Origin of the sequence: Pseudomonas sp. R62, assembly GCF_000257605.1 — a bacterium.
GTDB lineage: Bacteria > Pseudomonadota > Gammaproteobacteria > Pseudomonadales > Pseudomonadaceae > Aquipseudomonas > Aquipseudomonas atacamensis.
This window is the reverse complement of record NZ_AHZM01000894.1, coordinates 1-1,009: the sequence shown is the minus strand read 5'-3', so window position 1 is coordinate 1,009 and position 1,009 is coordinate 1. Positions and strand designations below refer to the sequence as shown.

The following is a 1,009-nucleotide window of genomic DNA, read 5'->3' as shown; positions in this document are numbered from 1 at the left end:
AGCAGGCGGCTGATTCTGCCGCCGCTGCTCTCAGCTCCAAGAACGAAGCGGCGACATCTGAAGCGAATGCCAGTGCATCCGCTGGTTCGGCGCTTAGCTCCAAAAATGCGGCAAGTGCGTCGGAAACCAATGCGGCGGCGTCTGCCGCTGCGGCGCTCGGCTCGAGGAACGCAGCGGCGACATCCGAAACGAATGCTAGCGCGTCGGCAGCCGCTGCTCTGGCGTCCAAAAACGCAGCAGCCCAGTCCGAAACGAACGCCGCCGCATCCGCCGGAACTGCCGCGACACTCGGCGTCGGGCGGGGGTACATCGACGGCTTCCGCATGACATACATCAGCGCGAACTCGATATCTTTTTCCAGTGGGTCCGCTTACATCCCATCGACTGCGAAAAATCTGCTGTCGGCATCGACCATCACTCTTTCCGGGCTGGTCCTCAGTGCAAGCACGATGTATCACGCCTATTTCTATGACAACGCCGGCACGCCAGCAATCGAACTCGTAACTACAGCGCCGGTGATTTACTCGGGAAAAGCCAGGCACAAAACTGGCGACACATCCCGGCGATATATTGGCTCGGCACTATCGAAAACTGCCAACACGCTGATGAAATTCACACACGTGGACGGCCGTGTTTCGTATTGGGAAAACCTCTTTATCGCTCCTTTCCTTTTGGTTTCAGGCGCGGTAAACGTGGCCCAGACTGTCAGCTGCCTACCCGTGGTCCCAATTACAGCCACGCATCTGAGCTGCCTGTTTGCGAATGCTGCGACTGATTCGAACGCCCGGCTTGGCAACCCTGATTTTCAGGCTCCGGTTTCGTCGTCCTCTCACAGCTACTTCGTTCTGGCAGGGGGTGCGTATAGCTGCGACCTTGCTCTGAGCAGCGCACAGTCATTTCAATGGCGGCACGACGGGTCGGCTAACGCCTTGTTCAACGTTTACGCGAACGGATACCTGTTCGAGAGGTGAGACATGCCATACGCAATTAAGGAAGACGGCCAACTTCG

Annotated in this window: 1 protein-coding gene; it reads left to right on the top strand. The window is 57.7% G+C overall.

The window, feature by feature from the left end:
* Positions 1–971, top strand: a 971-nt coding sequence (locus OQK_RS00935; protein ID WP_443216322.1) for a hypothetical protein, incomplete at its 5' end; no start/stop codon positions are given.
* Between the last annotated feature and the right edge of the window lie 38 nt (positions 972–1,009).